General features: G+C 52.2%; 17 protein-coding genes. 6 read left to right on the top strand and 11 right to left on the bottom strand.

What is annotated here, in order from left to right:
* Nucleotides 1-33: 33 nt before the first annotated feature.
* The 5 genes from OGX67_RS03590 (at nt 34) to OGX67_RS03570 (ending at nt 5,288) form a co-directional block, all read left to right on the top strand.
* Entirely contained in the window at nt 34-918 is an 885-nt protein-coding gene (locus OGX67_RS03590; protein ID WP_204583208.1) for a hypothetical protein, read from the top strand.
* A gap of 322 nt (nt 919-1,240) precedes the next feature.
* A complete protein-coding gene (locus tag OGX67_RS03585) occupies nt 1,241-2,455 on the top strand; it encodes a PfkB family carbohydrate kinase (RefSeq protein ID WP_003023466.1) in 1,215 nt (404 codons plus the stop codon).
* A 15-nt stretch (nt 2,456-2,470) separates the two neighbouring features.
* A complete protein-coding gene (locus OGX67_RS03580; protein ID WP_046671270.1) occupies nt 2,471-3,232 on the top strand; it encodes a glutamine amidotransferase in 762 nt (253 codons plus the stop codon).
* 53 nt (nt 3,233-3,285) lie between these two features.
* Nucleotides 3,286-4,257 carry a DMT family transporter gene (locus tag OGX67_RS03575; protein WP_003023463.1) on the top strand — a complete coding sequence of 324 codons (972 nt, stop codon included), beginning with the start codon at nt 3,286-3,288 and terminating at the stop codon, nt 4,255-4,257.
* Nucleotides 4,254-5,288 carry a phosphotriesterase family protein gene (locus OGX67_RS03570; protein ID WP_003023461.1) on the top strand — a complete coding sequence of 345 codons (1,035 nt, stop codon included), beginning with the start codon at nt 4,254-4,256 and terminating at the stop codon, nt 5,286-5,288. Before OGX67_RS03575 ends, OGX67_RS03570 begins: the two co-directional genes overlap by 4 nt.
* Before the next feature lie 44 nt (nt 5,289-5,332).
* Here OGX67_RS03570 and ggt read toward each other — a convergent pair whose 3' ends face one another.
* Nucleotides 5,333-7,078, bottom strand: coding sequence for a gamma-glutamyltransferase (gene ggt / locus OGX67_RS03565; protein ID WP_003023458.1), 1,746 nt, complete (start codon nt 7,076-7,078; stop codon nt 5,333-5,335).
* 118 nt (nt 7,079-7,196) lie between these two features.
* Here ggt and OGX67_RS03560 point away from each other — a divergent pair, with 118 nt between their 5' ends.
* Entirely contained in the window at nt 7,197-7,637 is a 441-nt protein-coding gene (locus OGX67_RS03560; RefSeq protein ID WP_071687975.1) for a DUF2756 family protein, read from the top strand.
* Here the strand turns inward: OGX67_RS03560 and ugpQ are convergent.
* From ugpQ to livH, 10 genes are all read right to left on the bottom strand, one after another.
* Nucleotides 7,634-8,377, bottom strand: a complete 744-nt coding sequence (gene ugpQ / locus OGX67_RS03555; RefSeq protein ID WP_204583206.1) for a glycerophosphodiester phosphodiesterase — start codon at nt 8,375-8,377, stop codon at nt 7,634-7,636. The genes OGX67_RS03560 and ugpQ overlap by 4 nt on opposite strands.
* Entirely contained in the window at nt 8,374-9,444 is a 1,071-nt protein-coding gene (locus OGX67_RS03550; protein WP_003023452.1) for a sn-glycerol-3-phosphate import ATP-binding protein UgpC, read from the bottom strand. Before OGX67_RS03550 ends, ugpQ begins: the two co-directional genes overlap by 4 nt.
* A gap of 2 nt (nt 9,445-9,446) precedes the next feature.
* Nucleotides 9,447-10,292: a sn-glycerol-3-phosphate ABC transporter permease UgpE gene (gene ugpE / locus OGX67_RS03545; RefSeq protein WP_003837843.1), complete on the bottom strand. Its 846-nt coding sequence runs from the start codon at nt 10,290-10,292 to the stop codon at nt 9,447-9,449.
* Nucleotides 10,289-11,176: a sn-glycerol-3-phosphate ABC transporter permease UgpA gene (ugpA, locus tag OGX67_RS03540; RefSeq protein WP_032937238.1), complete on the bottom strand. Its 888-nt coding sequence runs from the start codon at nt 11,174-11,176 to the stop codon at nt 10,289-10,291. The genes ugpE and ugpA overlap by 4 nt, the downstream gene beginning before the upstream one ends.
* Before the next feature lie 100 nt (nt 11,177-11,276).
* Nucleotides 11,277-12,593: a sn-glycerol-3-phosphate ABC transporter substrate-binding protein UgpB gene (gene ugpB / locus OGX67_RS03535; RefSeq protein WP_003023445.1), complete on the bottom strand. Its 1,317-nt coding sequence runs from the start codon at nt 12,591-12,593 to the stop codon at nt 11,277-11,279.
* A gap of 246 nt (nt 12,594-12,839) precedes the next feature.
* Nucleotides 12,840-13,121 carry a hypothetical protein gene (locus tag OGX67_RS03530; RefSeq protein WP_257651321.1) on the bottom strand — a complete coding sequence of 94 codons (282 nt, stop codon included), beginning with the start codon at nt 13,119-13,121 and terminating at the stop codon, nt 12,840-12,842.
* A gap of 102 nt (nt 13,122-13,223) precedes the next feature.
* Nucleotides 13,224-13,937: a high-affinity branched-chain amino acid ABC transporter ATP-binding protein LivF gene (gene livF / locus OGX67_RS03525; protein ID WP_003827581.1), complete on the bottom strand. Its 714-nt coding sequence runs from the start codon at nt 13,935-13,937 to the stop codon at nt 13,224-13,226.
* A 17-nt stretch (nt 13,938-13,954) separates the two neighbouring features.
* Nucleotides 13,955-14,722, bottom strand: coding sequence for a high-affinity branched-chain amino acid ABC transporter ATP-binding protein LivG (gene livG, locus OGX67_RS03520; protein WP_003023438.1), 768 nt, complete (start codon nt 14,720-14,722; stop codon nt 13,955-13,957).
* Nucleotides 14,719-15,996, bottom strand: a complete 1,278-nt coding sequence (livM, locus tag OGX67_RS03515) for a branched chain amino acid ABC transporter permease LivM (RefSeq protein ID WP_032950432.1) — start codon at nt 15,994-15,996, stop codon at nt 14,719-14,721. Before livM ends, livG begins: the two co-directional genes overlap by 4 nt.
* Nucleotides 15,993-16,919, bottom strand: coding sequence for a high-affinity branched-chain amino acid ABC transporter permease LivH (gene livH, locus OGX67_RS03510; protein WP_003023435.1), 927 nt, complete (start codon nt 16,917-16,919; stop codon nt 15,993-15,995). The genes livM and livH overlap by 4 nt, the downstream gene beginning before the upstream one ends.
* Between the last annotated feature and the right edge of the window lies 1 nt (nt 16,920).

Raw genomic sequence — 16,920 nt, 5'->3', positions numbered from 1 at the left:
TCTTATCGCCCTGCTTATTGAAAGGACGCAATAGTGAAAAAGTTTGTTCCCCTGGTTTTACTGGCCTCGCTCTCCCCAGCTTTTGCCACTACCGTACAAAATCTCGATGCCGTACCCGGCGCTATTCAACATACTGAAGGTAAACAGATTTTTTCTGAGCAAATGGCAGGGGCAACACCTGCGAAAGGATTTGGTGAACTTCCACAGGGATTATCAGAGAACCAGTGGATTGGCTGGGTTGCGCCGAACGAAAATCCTAATAATCTGATCCTCACTGGCGCCAAAGCCTGGGGAAAAGACGGGAAATACATTGGCGTCGCCTGTTTTGCTGACAATCAGGCCGATGCCGGGCAGGCAAAAAAGTACGCAGATAACACCTGTCCGGAAAACTACAACAACGGACGCGCCAATAAATTATATCTCGGCGTTTTCTCCTGGCAGAACCAACAGCTGCAGCCGATTGCCCGCTTGGAAAAACCATTAAACCAGATCTCAGCGTGGAATAAAGCTGCCGAGAAAGAGAGCGATGATGAGTCCGTCAGACCGCTGGCTTATTATACAAAATTGGATCTGGCACCGTACCGGATCGCTCCCGATACTCTGGCGTTCGGGGTGCGCGGTGGCTACTCCGATGCCTACTCCGGCGGTGGGGCATTTTATGAAGTGCTGGAACTCTACACCATCAAAGACAGCAAGATAATCAACGTGTTTTCTGACCTTGTTTATTACTATTCGGATATCGCCGGAGACTGGAATAAAGACGGCACAAGGCAGCACGACATCAGCGAGAGTAAGTACATCCTGAAATTGCGGTCGGCAAAGACGCAGGGATTTTATGATTTAGAGGTCGTGAACCTGCAGGATAAAAGCAGCCAAATATTTCACTGGTCTGAATCACTGCAACAGTATGTTCCTTAAGGAACTAATAAGACCTGCAACGTTCAGAAGGCTGTAGGTCATTATCCTTAATTTCCCCGTCGTTACATGCAAAAGCGGAATTGCCATCCAATCCTGGCATAAAGTTGTTGATTGCAGTCCATCGCCTCCGCCGTCATCTTCAGGCGTAACAACCGCCTGAATCATAGGGTTATTTTACTTACTATCTTCATCGCTATTTATCTTAACTTTAATAATATTAATATTACATTTTTGTTTTTTTTTGGTTTCTGCCATCACTTTATGGTGACAATCACAACAATATACTTCCCCTGGGACTAACTTAACCACGGTGAGGTAAAAAATGAAATTTGAACGCCATCATAGAATATTGAAAGAAATCAGTATTTCGGGAGTTGTAAAAGTTTCAAATCTGGCGAAAAGTCTCAAGGTAACAAAGGAAACTATTCGCTCAGATCTCAATGAACTTGCCGGACAGGGATATCTCACTCGCTGTCATGGTGGTGCATTTATTACCCTTGACTCTCTTGATAACGTTGCAAAAAACGAAATTGCTTATGTGCTGGAAAAATATGAATCAGCGCAGAAAATAAAAAAAGGTCTCTCTGCCATGAAGAATAATGTATGTGTTATTGGCTCGTTCAATGTTGATATTATCAGTTACCTACCGAGGCTCCCCTCGACAGGCGAATCATTACTTGCCGATAAATTTATTTTTTCGCCCGGAGGTAAAGGATGCAATCAGGCATTAGCTGCAAGCTATGCCGATTCTGATGTGCATTTTATTACTAAAGTAGGGTCAGACCATTTCAGTGATTACGCTATTAATTTTATAAACTCATCAAAAATCCATAAAAGCGTTATCTATCAGACCAAAGAAACACAAACAGGTACAGCTACTATTATGGTGAATGGAGATACCGGGGATAACGTCATCGCTATCTACCCCGGTGCTAACATGACAATTTCCCCTGATGAAATCACCATACAAAAAGAAGCCATCGTTCATTCAGATATTGTTCTCGTACAACTGGAGACAAATTACGAAGCGCTTCACCAAACCATTCGTCTCGCACAGAAAAATGATATCCCTGTCATTATAAATCCAGCACCATACAATGAAATGGTCAATACCATTATTGATAATATTGATTATATCACGCCAAATGAAACCGAAGCGGGTCTGTTGGCAAACATGTCCGTCAATGATATTGAGTCGGCAAAAAGTGCGGCAAAGATTATTCATCAGAAAGGCGTCAAAAATACCATTATCACCCTAGGGAGCAAAGGCTCCCTCGCTTATGACGGAACACAATTCATCTATTCTCCGGCATTCCCGGCAGTTGTAAAAAATACCGCAGGAGCGGGTGATGCCTTCAATGGTGCACTCGCATCTGGCCTTGCTAAAGGAAAATCACTGGCATCTGCATTGTGCTACGCCAGTGCATTCGCCTCGCTTGCTGTTGAAACACCCAATGCCTCTGACATGCCAGAAAACGAATCCGTTCTTCATCGCATTCAAGGTTCGCATTACAAACAAACTATCTCGACTCACTAAATCAAGGAGCAGACTATGAATAATACACAGAAAAAACTAAAGGTGCTCTTTATTGGAGAATCCTGGCATATTCACATGATCCATTCAAAAGGCTATGACAGTTTTACCTCCAGTAAATATGAAGAGGGTGCCACATGGTTACTGGAATGCTTAAAGAAAGGCGGAGTAGAAGTTGATTACATGCCTGCTCACACCGTGCAAATCGCATTTCCAGAAAGCATTGATGACCTAAACCGTTACGATGTCATTGTCATTAGCGATATCGGCAGCAATACGTTCCTGTTGCAAAACGAGACGTTCTATCAGCTAAAAATAAAGCCCAATGCTCTGGAATCAATTAAAGAGTATGTCAAAAATGGTGGTGGACTGCTCATGATTGGCGGCTATCTGTCATTTATGGGTATTGAGGCAAAAGCTAATTACAAGAACACCATTCTTGCCGAGGTTTTGCCAGTTATTATGCTTGACGGCGATGACCGGGTAGAAAAACCAGAGGGTATCTACGCTGAGGCTATTTCCCCTGAACATCCTGTCGTTAACGGATTCACCGACTACCCGGCATTTCTTGGATATAACCAGGTTGTCTCCAGAGAAGATGCCGATGTTGTCTTAACAATAAATAATGACCCGCTGTTAGTGTTTGGTGAATACCAACAGGGTAAAACCGCCTGCTTCATGAGCGACTGTTCGCCGCACTGGGGAACACAGCAATTTATGTCCTGGTCGTTTTATACCGACCTGTGGGTTAACACGCTTCAATTCATCGCCAGAAAATAAAAAACAATGGAGTAACGAAAGTTACTCCTTTTATAAAATATAAGGATTGATGTATGAACAAGAATAAGTACTCAACCCCCTTACTGATGCTTGCAACTATCTTAGCCGGTATGCTTTCCCCTATGCAGTCTGCCGTTAATGGGCAATTGGGACACTGGTTGCAGGATGGAAATGCTTGCGCAGTAATCTCGTTCGCCAGTGGTCTGGTCGTCATGTTTTTTATTATTATTGCGCGCAAAGAAACACGCCAGCAATTCGCGTCGATCCCAGCTCTGATAAAAACGCGGAAAATCCCTTTGTGGAATTGGTTTGCCGGATTATGCGGGGCGATGGTTGTATTTTCGGAAGGGGCATCAGCCAGCGCGTTGGGCGTTGCCACGTTTCAAACTGCATTAATTTCCGCCCTCCTCCTTTCCGGCCTGCTGTGCGACCGTTTTGGTGTCGGTGTGGACGAGAAGAAATACTTCACGCCATGGCGCGTTACTGGCGCATTGTTCGCTGTTATTGCCACGATTTTTGTCGTGTCACCACAGTGGCATTCAACCTCCTTTATCCTGCTCGCTATCCTTCCATTTTTGGCAGGATTACTCGCTGGCTGGCAGCCCGCTGGAAATGCCAAAGTTGCCGAGGCAACGGGCTCTATGCTGGTTTCCATTACCTGGAACTTCATCGTCGGCTTTTGTGTGCTGGGCGCTGCGCTGGCGATACGTGTCGCATTAGGTCATGTCACCGTCCAGTTACCCGATACGTGGTGGATGTATCTCGGTGGCCCGCTGGGTCTGCTGTCCATCGGGCTGATGGCGATTCTGGTCAGAGGCTTAGGGCTGTTGATGCTCGGTGTTGCTTCTACCGCGGGTCAATTGCTTGGCTCAGTGTTGATTGATGAACTTATCCCATCACTGGGTAATACGGTCTATCTGGTCACGATCATTGGGACGCTGTTTGCGCTAATAGGCGCAATTGTTACCACCATCCCCGAATACAGAGCATCCAAAATGGCGCAAAAAATGGAGGTGTCAGGATGAAAGGTTTCCTGCAAACCGTGACAGGCCCAGTGGCGCACACGGATATGGGTCTGACGCTACCGCATGAGCATCTGTTTAACGATTTATCATCGGTTGTTGACGAACCGCATTATGAATTCTCACAGCAACTCGTGGGGAAAAAGGTCAGCGCTGATCTGCAGTGGGGATTGAAACATGATCCCTACTGCTGCGCCGATAACATGGACAGAAAGGAGATTGATGATGTCATCTTTGAAATCAACAACTTTATGTCACTGGGAGGCAGGACGATTGTCGACGCGACAGGTTCTGAATCTATCGGTCGAGATGTCTTGTCATTGCGAGAAGTGGCATTAAAAACCGGTTTGAACATCGTAGCTTCATCAGGACCTTATCTGGAGAAGTTTGAAAGTGCCAGGATCCACAAACCTGTCGAGTTGTTAGCCTCACTTATTGATAAGGAACTGAATCAGGGGATAGGCGAGACGGATATTCGCGCCGGCATGATAGGTGAAATTGGCGTATCACCCGCTTTTACGCAGGCGGAACGCAACAGTCTGCGAGCGGCTTCTCTGGCACAACGTAATAATCCTCATACTGCGATGAATATCCATATGCCAGGGTGGCTGCGGCTGGGTGATGAGGTGCTGGATATTGTCCTTGAAGAGATGAACGTCTCTCCGGCAAAAGTCTCGCTGGCGCATTCAGATCCTTCGGGAAAAGATGTTGCCTATCAACGAAAAATGCTCGATCGCGGCGTATGGCTTGAATTTGACATGATTGGCCTGGACATCACTTTCCCAAAAGAAGGTATCGCCCCAGGCGTTCAGGAAACCGCAGATGCGGTAGCACATCTGATTGAATTGGGTTACGCCGATCAGATAGTTTTAAGCCATGATGTTTTTCTCAAACAGATGTGGGCAAAAAATGGGGGGAACGGTTGGGGATTTGTCCCGAATGTTTTCCTCGCCTATCTGGCCGCCCGTGGAGTAGACAACGATACTCTACGCAGGCTCTGTATTGATAACCCAGCGCGGTTGCTCACGGCATAGCCAACAAAACGCCCGGTGCCTGACACCGGGCTATTAATCAAAAATCAGTATCCCGCCGTTAAATCATCCACAGAACGCGGGTCGGATGCGCCATACAGTGCGCCATCCGGTCCTACCATAATGCTCTGCGTGCTGCCCATCGCTTCCTTCAGTGCGACTTTCTGCCCTTTCTGCTCCAGCAGCTTAATGGTGTCCGGGCTAAACCCTTTCTCAACGCGCAGTTCATCGGGCAACCACTGATGATGGAAGCGCGGCGCGTTGGTCGCTTCGGCGACGTTCATTCCAAAATCAATGCTGTTGACTACCATTTGCAGCACGGTGGTGATGATTCGGCTCCCGCCAGGGCTGCCGGTAACCAGCCAGGTTTTCCCGTCTTTTACCACGATAGTCGGCGACATTGATGACAGCGGACGCTTCTTCGGCCCAACCGCGTTAGCATCGCCACCCACCAGCCCATAAACGTTCGGCACGCCCGGCTTGGCGGAGAAATCGTCCATTTCGTTATTAAGCAGAATGCCGGTGTTACCCGCCACAATCCCGGTGCCAAAGGTGGTGTTCAGGGTATACGTCACCGCCACGGCATTACCGTCTTTATCCACCACCGAGAAATGGGTGGTCTGATTGCTTTCATACGGCGCGAGCTTGCCGGGCTTGATCTGGCTGGAAGGCTTGGCTTTGTTGATATCAATTTGATCGGCAAGCGATTTGGCATAGGCTTTATTGGTCAGCGCCTGCCACGGCACCTTCACAAAGTCCGGGTCGCCCAGATACTCCGAGCGGTCGGCGTAGGCATATTTCTCCGCTTCAGCCATCACCTGCATGGCATCAGCGCTGCCAAACCCGTACTTCTTCATATCGAAGTTTTCAAGAATATTGAGGATCTGCACGATGTGAATACCGCCAGAGGACGGCGGTGGCATCGAGAAGACCTGATACCCGCGATAGTCGCCGCTAATCGGCGTACGCTCCACGGCTTTATAGCTGGCTAAATCCTCTTTGGTCATCAACCCGCCGTTTTTCTGCATTTCCCCAGCAATCTGTTCGGCAATTGCCCCTTTATAAAACGCATCCGGACCGTTCTCGGCAATCATCTCCAGGCTTTTCGCCAGGTTCGTTTGCACCAGCTTGTCGCCCTTTTTCAGCGGCTCGCCGTCTTTCCAGAAAATGGCTTTGCTGTTCTCGTGATTAGGGAGCACTTCGCTGCCATAGGTTTTCAGATCGTCGGCCAGCGCGTCGTTAACCACAAAGCCTTCTTCCGCCAGCTTCATCGCCGGGCGCACGACTTTGTTCAGCGGCATCGTGCCGTATTTCTCCAGCGCCAGCGAGAAACCCGCCACGGTACCCGGCGTACCGGATGCCAGATGTGAGGTTAGCGACTTTTTCGCATCGGCGTTGCCCTGTTCATCAAGGAACATATCACGGGTCGCGCCAGCGGGAGCCATTTCACGAAAATCGATCGCCGTGGTGTTACCGTCTTTGGTACGCAGCAGCATAAACCCACCGCCGCCCAGATTACCCGCCTGCGGATGCGTCACCGCCAGCGCGTAGCCCACGGCAACAGCGGCATCAACGGCATTCCCGCCCTGTTTCAGAATATCCACCCCAACCTGGGTGGCTAAAGCATCTACGGAAGCCACCATCCCCTGTTGCGCGCGAACGGGATGGAACACATCTTCCTCGACACCGTAGGATACCGGCGGTGGCGCAGCCGGCGCGGCAGCCACGCTAAAACAACTTCCTGAGAGCAGAGCAGCAATGGCTACCCGGCGTAAAAACGTCGGTTTTATCATCGTTATTCTCCAGATGTACGGGGGTCGGCCCCCACTAAGCCTGGTGCATAACTCTGAAATAATCATCGTAACGGCGAGAAAGGAGTAAACTTAAACGATCCCCGAGAGGAGAAAAGCGATGAAACGACTCTTACTTTTAGCCATGCTGTTGCCGTTTACAGGCTTTGCACAGCCCATCAACACCATGAATAACCCGAATCAACCCGGTTATCAGATCCCGAGTCAGCAGCGTATGCAAACCCAAATGCAATCACAGCAGATTCAGCAGAAAGGGATGCTCAACCAGCAGTTGCAAACGCAGACGCGCATGCAGCAACAGCATATGGAAAACCAAATCAACACCAACACCCAGCGCGTGCTGCAGTCTCAGCCGGGCGAGTTGAATCCTGGACAGCAGCAAATGCTGCCTAACAGCAACGGAGGGATGTTGAGTGGAACCCGTAATCCGGACAGCTCGCTGAATAAGCAACATATGCTGTCGGAGAAAAAGAACGGCGACATGCTGAAGCCCTCCAGCACGCCGCAACCTAACGTTCCGTTAAAAACGATTGGGCCTTAACTGGGCTGGAAATCCGGACCAATGGTATCAATGGCATCGGTACAGATGCTGTCTACGCCCCAGCGCAGCAGTTCTGCCGCGCGCTGGGGTCGGTTGACGGTATAAACCAGAATACGTAGCCCAGCATCGCGCAGCGCATCCACGCGCGCCTCATCCAGCAGCTTATGATTAAGATGAATAGAGACGCAGCCAAGCCGCGTGGTCAGCTCACGCCAGTCCTCGCGCCATTCATCCAGCAGCAAACCTCTCGGCAGTTCAGGCACCGCCTGCTGCGCAGCTTCTAGCGCATCAATTTCAAAGGATGACAACAGTGGTGACGTCATTCCCGCCCACAATTCACGCGCAGCCAGTGCCACGACCTTCCCGGTGAGCGCCCCCGTCCCGGTGGTGGGTTTAATCTCAATATTTGCCATCATGCCGTGCTGGCGACAGCGCTCAGCAACTTGCGAGAGCAGCGGCAACGGTTCGCCTTTAAACTCACCGCTAAACCAGCTGCCGGCGTCCACGCGCAATAGATCCTGCCAGTTCAATTCGCCAGCCACGCCCCAGCCGTTGCTGGTGCGTTCCAGGTTGTCGTCATGCAGTAAGAAGATCTCACCGTCTTTCGACAATTTAGCGTCAAACTCGATCATGGTATGCCCATATCGCGCCCCCACGTCGATCGCCGCCAGGGTGTTTTCCGGGGCTAACTTACCGCCGCCGCGATGGGCGACAATATGAGGGTAAGGCCAGTTATTCATACGCGTTGTCCTGTTTCGCCATCAAAAAGATGCAGATGATGTTCTGGCAGATGCAGCCACAGCGTGCTGCCTGCCGTCGGGCGATGCTGATGCGCCAACCGCACCACCAGCTTTTGCTCACCCCAACGTCCATGTGCCAGATTATCCGCACCCAGCATTTCCAGCGTGTCGACGACCAGCGGCACGCCGCCTTCGGCCTGCGAGCTTAGCGCAATATGCTCCGGGCGGATACCCAACGTCATGTTACGCCCAATACACTCCCTGGCGCTTCTGCCGATGGGCAACGTCATGCCGCCCTCCAGCTCAAAATGGGTACCCGTAGCGCTGATGCGCCCATCGAGCAGATTCATCGCCGGGCTGCCGATAAAGCTCGCCACAAAGCGGCTGGCGGGTTTTTCATACACCTCAACTGGGGTACCGATTTGCTCGGCAATACCTTTGTTCATTACCATTACCCGTTGGGCGAGGGTCATCGCTTCAACCTGATCGTGCGTCACGTACAGCGAGGTGGTTTTCAGTCGGCGATGCAAATGTTGTAACTCCAGACGCATCTGTACGCGCAGCTTGGCATCAAGGTTAGAAAGCGGCTCATCGAACAGGAATACCGCCGGGTCACGTACAATCGCTCGTCCCATCGCTACGCGCTGGCGCTGGCCGCCGGAAAGTTCGCGCGGACGACGTTTGAGCAGCTCACCCAGCTCGAGAATACGCGCCGCCTCATTTACCCGCTCAGCAATGTGTTCCTTGCCCATCCCGCGGATTTTCAGCCCCCAGGCCATGTTTTCTTCCACGCTCATATGCGGGTAGAGAGCATAGTTTTGAAAGACCATCGCAATGCCGCGATCCTTCGGCTCCATCTCGGTAACGCGTTTATTATCAATCCAGATATCGCCGCCGCTTACCCGTTCAAGCCCGGCCACCATCCGCAGCAGCGTAGACTTACCGCAACCGGATGGTCCAACCATCACAATAAATTCCCCGTCCGCGACGTCAAGCGTCAGCGGTTTAATCACCTGGGTTTTACCGTCCCAGCTTTTGGTTACTGCCTGTAGTTTTAAACCAGCCATTTTTATTTCTCACTGTCCACTAAACCACGCACAAACGCGCGCTGCATGGCTAACACGATGATTACCGGAGGGATGAGCGTCAGCAGCATGGCGGCCATTACCTGGTTCCACTGCGTGGTGCCTTCACCGGTGGCAATCATGCCTTTGATACCCGCCACCGCAGTGCCCAAATTGACGTCGGTAATAATTAACAACGGCCACAGATACTGGTTCCAGCCGTAGATAAAGGTAATAACGAACAGCGCCGCCAGATTGGTTTTTGACAGCGGTAGTACGATATCGCGGAAAAAACGCATTGGTGACGCGCCGTCAATACGCGCCGCCTCAACCAGTTCATCCGGCAGGGTCATAAAGAACTGACGGAACAGGAAAGTCGCTGTCGCAGATGCCATCAACGGCAGCGTCAGACCCGCATAGCTGTCGAGCATCTTCAGGTTGGCGATCACTTCTACCGTCGGGAAAATACGCACCTCAACCGGCAGCATCAGGGTGATAAAAATCATCCAGAAGAACAGGTTGCGCAGCGGAAAGCGAAACCAGACGATGGCAAATGCGGAAAGCATAGAGACAGTAATTTTCCCTACCGTAATGCTGAACGCCATGATGAAACTGTTGAGCATCATCAGCCAGAACGGCGCGCTGTTGACGCCCACGCCGTTGACCCAGATGTATTTCATGTTTTCCAGCAGCTGCGAGCCGGGAACCAGCGTCATCGGCGTCTCAAACACCGCTTTGTTGTCCAGCGTCGCCGCGACAAACGCGACGTACAACGGAAACAGGATCACCATGATCCCCATAATCAACATGGCATGGCTGAATATTGTCAGCCCACGACGGTTCTCAATCATTGGTAACGCACCTTACTTTCCACATAGCGGAACTGCACCACCGTCAAAATAATGACCAGGAACATCAGCACCACCGATTGTGCAGCGGAAGAAGCCAGATCCAGCCCGACAAAACCTTCGCGATAGATCTTATAAATCAGCGTCGTGGTCGCCTGTACCGGCCCGCCTGCAGTGGCAGCATCAATCACCGGGAAGGTGTCAAAGAAGGCATACACCAGATTCACCACCAGCAGGAAGAAGCTCACCGGGGCAATGAGCGGCAGCGCCAGTTTAAAGAAGCGGCGAACCGGCCCCGCACCGTCAATCGCGGCGGCTTCGATCAGCGAGCGAGGAATAGACTGCAGTGCGGCAAAGAAGAACAGGAAGTTGTAACTAATCTGCTTCCAGACCGACGCAAACACCACCAGGAACATTGCCTGACCGCTGTTTTGCGCATGGTTCCAGTCATAGCCAAACTCACCGAGAAAATGGGTAATCAGCCCGCGCCCGGGGTTAAACAGGAAGATCCACAATACGGCGGCAACGGCGGGCGCAACGGCGTAAGGCAACAGCATTAGCGTTTGGTAAAAACGGCTGCCGCGCACCACGTAATTCACCAACGCCGCAAAAAATAACGACACCAGCAGACCGCTTAGCGTGACTAACGTACTGAACTTAATGGTGGTCCAGAATGAGTCGAGGTAGTACGGGTCATGAAACAGCGCGACAAAGTTTTCCAGTCCGACAAACTGGCTGGAAAGACCAAACGGATCAACGGATTGTAGCGAGTACCACAGCGCTTCACCGGCAGGCCAGATAAAGAAAATAACGGTGATAACCAGCTGCGGAGCCACCAGTAAATAGGGAAGCCAGCGCGAACGGAACACCGGACGGGATGAGGACATGGAAGTTTGATTCCTGAACAGCGCCGGATGGCGCTACGCTTATCCGGCCTACGCGCATTTGTAGGCCGGGTAAGGCGCAGCCGCCACCCGGCATTTCACATTACGATTTGGTCGATTGCTCAAAGCGGCGCAGTAACTGATTGCCACGCTCAACGGCGGCATCCAGCGCCTGCTGCGGGTTTTTCTTCCCGGTCCAGACGCTTTCCAGCTCTTCATCCACAATGGTACGGATCTGCGGCATGTTGCCCAGACGCAGCCCTTTGGTGAACGGCAACGGCGGCTTGTTCAGCATCTGGCGGGTGGCAATATCAGCCCCAGGGTTCTTATCATAGAAGCCCTGCTCACGGGTCAGGTCGTAGGCAGCTGTGGTGATCGGCAGATAGCCGGTCTTCTGATGCCATTCGGCAGCAATTTCAGGCTTCGCCAGGAAGTTGAGGAACTTCGCCACGCCTTCGTAGGTGGCTTTGTCTTTGCCCTGCATCACCCAAAGACTGGCCCCACCGATAATTGCGTTCTGCGGCGCGCCCTTCACATCGGCATCGTACGGCATCATTCCGACGCCATAGTTGAATTTCGCGTAATGGCGGATATCAGCCAGCGAACCGGAAGAGGCGGTGGTAATGGCACAATCCCCGTTATAGAACTTCTCAGTGGATTCGTCCTTACGCCCGAAGTAGCTGAAATCGCCTTTTTTGTTCAGCTCTTCCAGCAGAGCGATATGTTTTACCTGTTCCGGTTTATTGAACTCCAGCACCGCGTCAGTACCGTCAAAACCGTTGTTTTTGGTAGCGACCGGCAGACCGTTCCAGGCACTGAAGTTTTCAATCTGAATCCACCCCTGCCAGCCGCTGGCGTAACCGCACTTCATGCCTGCCGCTTTCAGCTTCGCGGTGTACTCCGCCAGGTCCTGCCAGGTTTTCGGCGGCTGCTCAGGGTCTAAACCAGCTTTTTTAAAGGCATCTTTGTTGTAGTACAGCACCGGAGTGGAGCTGTTAAACGGTTGAGAAAGCAAATGTCCGCTTTTAGAGTCGGTGTAATAACCAGAAACCGTCGGTACGAACTGAGACTCATCGAAGTTGATGCCAGCCTCTTTGAATACTTCATAGACCGGTTTAATGGCTTTCGAAGCCATCATCGTTGCCGTACCCACTTCATAAACCTGTAGCAGCGCAGGCGCGTTTCCGGTACGGAAAGCGGCAATTCCTGCACTCAGGCTCTGCTCGTAGTTGCCTTTGTACTGCGGAACAATTTTGTAGTCGGGATTGGCGGCATTAAAACGTTGCGCCAGAGAATCAACTTCTTTACCCAGTTCGCCTTCCATTGAGTGCCAGAATGGGATGGTGGTGACCGCCAGTGCCTGACCTGCAAACGCCAGGCTAAGTGCCAGTCCTAAAGCTGTATGTCGTAACGATATCATCGGTTATCTCTCTTGTTGTGCCGGATGCGCGATATCACGCGTTTTATGCTCGCGGGGGTAACATGACATGCTCGAATGACAGAAAAATAACTTTTTTATTACAAAAAAAAGATAGTAAGGCGACAAACAGATGGCAAGGCGGTGAAAGCGTAGTGACAGGAAAATGCGGAGTGGTGCACAACAAAGCCGGGTAGCGGTATGCCTTACCCGGCCAGGATGGCGTTATCTGTTGCTGCAGGAGAAAGATTAATCTCTGCGCCAGCGTCGTTCGTACTCATTCTGTAAACGCTGCTGCTCTCGTCGCTCACGTTCACGTTGGATATCTGATTTATCATCTTCCCAGCCCGGGCATACCGAGCTGGTAAACACTTCGCAGGGCGAGTCGGATTGCGCTAACGGGTTGTCCGATTTCTCTTCCCAGATTGCGGGATCGCGCGGGTCAAACGCTGGCGGTGTCGAGGCCAGGGTAGTTAAAGAAAGCGTCAAAAACAAACTGCCATTCATCATGCAGGTACCTGAACGAATCATCCTTTCTCCATGTTCATTTTTTATTATTGATAACTATTCTCAATAATAACATAGCGCAATAAAAAGGGGCCACAGCGGGCCCCTTGTCTATTCAGAGAATGATTAACCGCCCAGATACGCACTGCGCACCGCTTCGTTAGCCAGTAGCGCATCGCCAGTGTCTTCCAGCACCACATGACCGTTTTCCAGCACGTAGCCGCGATCGGCGAGCTTCAGCGCCTGGTTAGCGTTCTGTTCGACAAGGAAGATGGTCATCCCCTGCTCGCGCAGTTGCTCAATGGTGTTAAAGATCTGCTGGATGATAATCGGCGCCAGACCCAGCGATGGTTCATCAAGCAGTAGCAGCCTCGGCTGGCTCATCAGCGCACGGCCTATCGCCAGCATCTGTTGTTCACCGCCGGACATCGTTCCCGCACGTTGAATACGACGCTCATGCAGGCGAGGAAACAGGTCATACACCCACTTGATGCGTTCCTGAAACTGGTCTTTCTCGGCAAAGAAACCGCCCATCGCCAGGTTCTCTTCCACCGTCATACGGGAAAACACGCGACGCCCTTCCGGCACAATCGCTACCGCTTCGCGCATGATTTTCGCCGTCTGCCAGTCGGTAATGTCTTTACCATCAAAGACGATTCGCCCGCTGGTCGCTCGCGGGTCACCACACAATGTGCCGAGCAGCGTGGTTTTTCCCGCGCCGTTGGCACCAATCAGAGTAACGATTTCACCCTGGTTGATATACAAGCTGACGTCGTGCAGCGCCTGTATCTTGCCGTAGTGGGCGTTGACTTTGTCGAACGATAACATCGCCTTATCCATATTAATCCTCGCCCCCATTATGCTTCACCTAAATAGGCGCGGATAACATCCGGGTTATTACGAATCTGTTCCGGCGTCCCATTCGCCAGCGGCGTGCCCTGGTTCACCACGTAAATACGGTCAGAAATCCCCATCACCAGCTTCATGTCGTGCTCAATCAACAAAATGGTGGTGTTGTGATGGTTACGCAGTTCAGCAATCAGCTCGTCCAGCTCTTTGGTCTCTTTCGGGTTGAGTCCCGCAGCGGGTTCGTCGAGCATCAGGATTTCCGGCTGGGTCACCATGCAACGGGCAATCTCCAGACGACGCTGGTCGCCGTAGGCCAGGTTACTCGCCTGACGGTTGGCATGCTCCAGCAAACCAATACGCTCCAGCCAGGTGGCGGCGCGATCCAACGCTTCACTCTGCGCGCGACGGAACGACGGAGTTTTCAACAGGCCGGAGAAGACGCCGGTTTTCAGTTGCTGATGTTGCGCCACCAGCAGGTTTTCAATCACTGTCATTTCGCGAAACAGACGTACGTGCTGGAAAGTACGCACCACGCCCATACGCGCGATTTGCTGACCCGGTAGTCCTTCCAGATGCTGGTCGCGCAGCTTAATCGTCCCGCCGGTCGGCTTATAAAAACCGGTCAGACAGTTAAAGACTGTGGTTTTTCCCGCGCCGTTTGGCCCGATTAACGAAACTATTTCCTGCGGCCGCAGTTCCAGTTCAACGTTGTTTACCGCCAGCAGACCGCCGAAGCGCATCATCAGGCCGTTAACGGATAATAATGGCTGACTCATGCCTGCTCTCCTTTTGCTTCCCCGTTTTTCAGCTTCAACTGTGGACGGGTCATCGGCAACAAGCCCTGCGGACGCCAGATCATCATCAGCACCATCAAACCACCCAGCATTAACATGCTGTATTCATTGAAATCACGCATCAGCTCGCGTGACACTACCAGCAGGATGGCCGCGAGGATCACCGCAAACTGTGAGCCCATTCCGCCCAATACCACAATTGCCAGCACAAAGGCGGACTCGGCAAAGGTGAAGGATTCCGGGCTGACAAACCCCTGGCGCGCGGCAAACAGCGTACCGGCAAAACCGGCAAACGCGGCGCTGATGGTAAAAGCTGTCAGTTTGATGCGCGTAGGGTTTAAGCCCAGCGAGCGACAGGCAATTTCATCTTCACGTAGCGCTTCCCACGCACGGCCCAACGGCATACGCAGCAGACGGTTAATCACAAACAGCGAGAAGACCACCAGCAGCAGCGCCACCAGATAGAGGAAAATGACGCGGTCAGAGGGATCGTACTTGACGTTAAAGAAGTTGCTGAAGGTATCCCAGCCGCCTTCACGGGCGGTACGGCTAAACTCCAGACCGAAAAAAGTCGGTTTCGGGATCTGGCTGATACCGTTCGGGCCACCGGTCACTTCGGTGTTGTTGAGCAGCAGGATACGGACGATTTCACCGAAGCCTAAGGTCACAATAGCCAGATAATCACCGCGCAGGCGCAGTACCGGGAAGCCGAGCAGGAAGCCCGCAGCAGCGGAAACCAGCCCCGCCAGCGGCAGACAGGTCCAGAAGCCGAGTCCGTAATAGTGGTTCAGCAGCGCGAAGGTGTAAGCGCCAATGGCATAAAAGCCGCCGTAGCCCAGCACCAGCAGGCCGGAAAGCCCCACCACCACGTTTAAGCCGAGGCCGAGGATGATATAAATCATCGTCAGCGTGGCGATATCCACCGTACCGCGCGAGACCATAAACGGCCACGCCACGGCAATCACCAGCAACGCCACCAGGAACAGCTTCTGTTTAACGGTGGAGCCGTCAATCGCTGGCAGAATAAACTTCGGTCCGGAGACGCTCTTCATGCCCTTCTGGAAAGCTGGACGCAGCAACTGGAAGAGGAAGACCACGCCTGTACCAATAAACACCCACTGCCAGCGAATATCCGCCGCGGAATCCACCACCAGTTTGGTGCCGTCAAGCTCTAACTGAACGCCCATAAAGACGCCCGCCAGGACGAAGAACATGGCGGCAGAGAGCAGCGCCATTGCAAAATGCATCGGTTTCATACTTTCTCTACCTCCGGGCGACCCAGAATACCGGTCGGCATCACCAGCAGCACCAGAATCAGCAGCGCGAATGAAACGACGTCTTTGTATTCAGTACTCAGATAAGCAGAGGAGAGCGCTTCCGCGACGCCCAGAATCAGGCCGCCGATCATCGCCCCAGGAATGCTGCCGATGCCGCCAAGCACCGCTGCGGTAAAGGCCTTCATCCCGGCCATAAAGCCGATGTACGGGTTAATTACGCCATAGAATTGACCAAGCAGCACGCCCGCGACCGCCGCCATTGCCGCGCCAATCACAAAGGTCAGCGCAATCACGCGATCGGTGTTGATGCCGAGCAGGCTGGCCATTTTCAGGTCTTCCGCGCAGGCACGGCAGGCGCGACCCATACGGGAGTAACGGATAAACAGCGTCAGCGCCAGCATCGCCAGGAAGGTTACAATCCAGATAACCAGCTGCATGGTGGTGATGGAAGCAGAGAAGTTTTCGCTACTGCCAACGGTCCACTGGCCATTAAACAGGCTGGGCAGTGCCACATCGCGCGAACCTTCCGTCAGGCTGACGTAGTTTTGCAGGAAGATGGACATCCCGATAGCGGAAATCAGCGCGATCAGGCGCTTAGAGCTGCGCACGGGTCGATACGCCACGCGTTCAATGCTCCAGCCGTAGGCGCTGGCAATCACAATCGCGCCAACGAAGCCCGCCGCGACCAGTAGCCAACTGGAATCAATGCCCATCATCATTAGCGCAGCGATGATCATAAAGGAGACATAGCTGCCGATCATATACACCTCGCCATGGGCGAAGTTGATCATGCCGATAATGCCGTACACCATCGTGTAACCGATGGCGATCAGCGCGTAGGTGCTTCCCAGCGTGACGCCGTTAAACATCTGCTGCAAGAAATAGAGGAACTGCTCGGACATA

This window comes from Citrobacter sp. Cf118 (assembly GCF_030334095.1).
Taxonomy (GTDB): domain Bacteria; phylum Pseudomonadota; class Gammaproteobacteria; order Enterobacterales; family Enterobacteriaceae; genus Citrobacter; species Citrobacter freundii.
Note: the sequence above shows the minus strand (reverse complement) of the source record. Positions and strands in the feature narration are given on the sequence as shown.

What these genes read in the sequence shown, in the direction of transcription:
- OGX67_RS03575 (WP_003023463.1), top strand. Translation starts at nt 3,286, where the DNA reads ATGAACAAGAATAAGTACTCAACCCCCTTACTGATGCTTGCAACTATC.
- OGX67_RS03550 (WP_003023452.1), bottom strand. Translation starts at nt 9,444, where the DNA reads ATGGCTGGTTTAAAACTACAGGCAGTAACCAAAAGCTGGGACGGTAAA.
- livF (WP_003827581.1), bottom strand. Translation starts at nt 13,937, where the DNA reads ATGGATAAGGCGATGTTATCGTTCGACAAAGTCAACGCCCACTACGGC.
- livG (WP_003023438.1), bottom strand. Translation starts at nt 14,722, where the DNA reads ATGAGTCAGCCATTATTATCCGTTAACGGCCTGATGATGCGCTTCGGC.
- livM (WP_032950432.1), bottom strand. Translation starts at nt 15,996, where the DNA reads ATGAAACCGATGCATTTTGCAATGGCGCTGCTCTCTGCCGCCATGTTC.
- OGX67_RS03530 (WP_257651321.1), bottom strand. Translation starts at nt 13,121, where the DNA reads ATGATTCGTTCAGGTACCTGCATGATGAATGGCAGTTTGTTTTTGACG.
- ugpB (WP_003023445.1), bottom strand. Translation starts at nt 12,593, where the DNA reads ATGATATCGTTACGACATACAGCTTTAGGACTGGCACTTAGCCTGGCG.
- ugpE (WP_003837843.1), bottom strand. Translation starts at nt 10,292, where the DNA reads ATGATTGAGAACCGTCGTGGGCTGACAATATTCAGCCATGCCATGTTG.
- OGX67_RS03560 (WP_071687975.1), top strand. Translation starts at nt 7,197, where the DNA reads ATGAAACGACTCTTACTTTTAGCCATGCTGTTGCCGTTTACAGGCTTT.
- ugpQ (WP_204583206.1), bottom strand. Translation starts at nt 8,377, where the DNA reads ATGAATAACTGGCCTTACCCTCATATTGTCGCCCATCGCGGCGGCGGT.
- OGX67_RS03570 (WP_003023461.1), top strand. Translation starts at nt 4,254, where the DNA reads ATGAAAGGTTTCCTGCAAACCGTGACAGGCCCAGTGGCGCACACGGAT.
- ugpA (WP_032937238.1), bottom strand. Translation starts at nt 11,176, where the DNA reads ATGTCCTCATCCCGTCCGGTGTTCCGTTCGCGCTGGCTTCCCTATTTA.
- OGX67_RS03580 (WP_046671270.1), top strand. Translation starts at nt 2,471, where the DNA reads ATGAATAATACACAGAAAAAACTAAAGGTGCTCTTTATTGGAGAATCC.
- OGX67_RS03585 (WP_003023466.1), top strand. Translation starts at nt 1,241, where the DNA reads ATGAAATTTGAACGCCATCATAGAATATTGAAAGAAATCAGTATTTCG.
- livH (WP_003023435.1), bottom strand. Translation starts at nt 16,919, where the DNA reads ATGTCCGAGCAGTTCCTCTATTTCTTGCAGCAGATGTTTAACGGCGTC.
- ggt (WP_003023458.1), bottom strand. Translation starts at nt 7,078, where the DNA reads ATGATAAAACCGACGTTTTTACGCCGGGTAGCCATTGCTGCTCTGCTC.